3 protein-coding genes are annotated in these 2,797 nt (G+C 63.8%); all 3 read left to right on the forward strand.

The features are described from left to right. Positions 1 to 902 (forward strand): phosphocholine cytidylyltransferase family protein (locus tag WM40_RS26220; protein ID WP_046154516.1); only part of this gene is annotated, 902 nt, incomplete at its 5' end. 55 nt (positions 903 to 957) lie between these two features. Then, positions 958 to 2,292, forward strand: a complete 1,335-nt coding sequence (gene aepY, locus WM40_RS26225) for a phosphonopyruvate decarboxylase (RefSeq protein ID WP_036008140.1) — start codon at positions 958 to 960, stop codon at positions 2,290 to 2,292. After that, the coding region (locus WM40_RS26230) for an aminotransferase class V-fold PLP-dependent enzyme (protein ID WP_046154517.1) at positions 2,289 to 2,797 on the forward strand (509 nt) is incomplete at its 3' end. The genes aepY and WM40_RS26230, both read left to right, overlap by 4 nt.

Below are 2,797 nucleotides of genomic sequence, written 5' to 3' on the forward strand. Positions count from 1 at the left end.
AGGACCGTGTGGCAACCGTCGACGAAATCTTCCGCTTGCAGGGCGCGGACGAATATAGCGCGGCGGAGAAACGCTATTTTGCCCCGAGCCGCCCCGCGCCACGCGCGGTGGTGTTAGCCGCAAGCCGCGGTGATGGATTGGAAGCGCTGACGCTCGACAAACCGAAGGTCATGCTGCCGGTGGGCGGCAAGCCGCTGATGCGTTGGCTCGTCGATGCGTTCAAGAAGGAAGCGATCAACGAGATCACGGTCGTCGCCGGCTACAAAGCGGATGCTATCGACACGCCGGGAATCAAGAAAGTACTGAACGAACAATACGCCAGCAGCGGCGAACTGGTGTCACTGGTCGCGGCGACGGATGCCGGCGCCTTGTTCGACAACGACCTGTTCGTCACCTATGGCGACCTGCTGTTCCGTCAATACATTCTGAAGGATCTGCTGCAACAGGACGCCGAGATCTGCGTGGTCGTCGATTCGTCGCAGACTGAATTGGGCGTTGACCTGGCGTGGTGTTCCGCACCCGACGACCGGGGGCTGTTCGGGCAGCACGTGACGTTGCGCCATATCGGCAATGCGCCGGTCGGCGTGACATCGGCGGACACGATCGATACGCCGTCGGGTCGCTGGATCGGCATGCTCAGCGTGCGCGGAGCGGGTCGCAGAAACGTACAAGCAGTCTTGAGCACGCTGCGCGAACGCGACGACTTTGGCGCCTTGGGCATGCCGGCACTGCTGAACGCCTTGACGGAAGCCGGTCATGCGGTGAACGTGCTCTATGTCCACGGCCACTGGCGCGGCGTCAATGACTTGGAAGATTTCCGCCGCGCCGGCGAGTTTGCCCACGGCCAACAGCCGATCGGCTCGGCGTCGGCATCGGATGTTCGGGGAGCGGACAATGTCTGATTCCCACCCCGGCCAGGCTAGAACTGCGGGGACAGCCAGGAATATCGCGGCACCCATGCCGAGCGGAGGATCCCAGGCAATTGAGGCGGCCCAGTTTGTCGAGGCAGCGCGTGCGCGCGGTTTTCGCCGCTATGCGGGTGTCCCCTGCTCCTACCTGACCCCGTTCATCAATTACGTGATTCAAGACGCATCACTGGACTATGTCAGCGCGGCGAACGAAGGCGATGCGGTGGCCATCAGCGCCGGGGTGGCGCTCGGTGGCGAACGCGCGATCACGATGATGCAGAACTCCGGGCTCGGCAACGCGGTCAGTCCTCTGACCTCGCTGACCTGGACCTTCGGTTTGCCGCAATTGCTGATCATTACCTGGCGCGGCGAGCCGGGCGGCGCGCCCGATGAACCCCAGCACGCGCTGATGGGCCCTATTACACCGACCATGCTCGACACGATGGACGTGACATGGGAACTGTTTCCCTCCGACCCGGCACAGGTCGACGCCGTTCTCGACCGGGCTTGCGCGCATATGGATCAAACGGGGAAGCCCTATGCACTGCTGATGAAGAAAGGCAGCGTTGCCCCATTTGCGTTGCAAGGCAGCGGCGCCCCGGTGCCGCGGCCGTCCACGGTTGCGCACACGGCGTATCGCGGCAACGGTGACGCAGACGTGGACACCTTATTGCCGATAGCATCGCGTGGTAGTCGCACCGACGCATTGCGGCGTGTCGTCACCGCCTCGCCGTTGCAGGCCGGGCAGACCTCGCAAGCACCGTCGGCGACCGTGAAGACCGTCGTACTCGCCACCACCGGCTTCACGGGTCGTGAGCTGTATGCACTGGATGACCGTGCCAATCACTTGTACATGGTCGGATCGATGGGCTGTGTCGCCACGCTCGGCCTCGGCCTTGCACGTACCCGGCCGGACGTGCGGGTCATCGCCGTCGACGGCGACGGTGCCGCCTTGATGCGGATGGGCCTGTTCGCAACAGTAGGTACCTACGGAGGCGACAACCTCTGGCACTTGCTGCTCGATAACGCGGCACACGACTCCACCGGAGGTCAGGCGACCGTATCCGCCAGCGTGGGATTCGCGCAGATCGCCGCCGCCTGCGGCTATGCGAGCGCCACCGACACCGACGACCTGGATGTGATCGACGACTGGTTGGCCGCGAATGCCGCCACGCAGCACCGTATATCCGAAGCGTCGGCGGATACGGATACGGCTGACGACGATGTCCCGGGCGCGCATTTCCTGCGTGTCTTTACCCGACCGGGCAGCCCCGACACCTTGCCGCGTCCATCGGTGACGCCACGCCAGGTACGCGCTCGCCTGCAAGACTATCTGGGCGTGCCGTCGTCCATTCCTTCTGAAGCGTCTGGAACCGTTAAATGAGCGCTACAACTGCCGCCCCCCTGCTCTTGAATCCCGGTCCGGTGACATTGTCGGACCGCGTGCGGCGTGCGTTGCTGCAACCGGACCTGTGTCACCGCGAAGACGAGTTCTTCGACCTGCAGGAGGAAGCACGTACCCGGCTGCTAAGCGTTTATAACCTCGATGGCGCGCAGTGGGCGCCGGTATTGCTGACTGGCTCGGGCACGGCCGCGGTCGAGGCGATGATCTCGTCGCTATTGCCGGAACAGGGACGCCTGCTCGTCCTCGAGAATGGCGTCTATGGCGAACGGATCAGTGCCATCGCCAAACGACATGGCATTACCACCGAGGCATTGCATGCGCAATGGGGCGAGGACATTGATATCACGGCCCTCGCGGCACGGCTCGACGCTGCGCCCGCCGTGACGCACGTCGCCGTCGTGCATCATGAAACCACCACTGGCCGGTTGAACCGGCTAGACCAGATCGATGCGCTGTGTCGGGAACGCGGCATCGGCATCTTGCT

Origin of the sequence: Robbsia andropogonis, from assembly GCF_000970345.1 — a bacterium.
GTDB lineage: Bacteria > Pseudomonadota > Gammaproteobacteria > Burkholderiales > Burkholderiaceae > Robbsia > Robbsia andropogonis.

Excerpts from the sequence above, each read along its gene's own strand:
- aepY (WP_036008140.1), top strand. The coding sequence starts at position 958 with ATGCCGAGCGGAGGATCCCAGGCAATTGAGGCGGCCCAGTTTGTCGAG.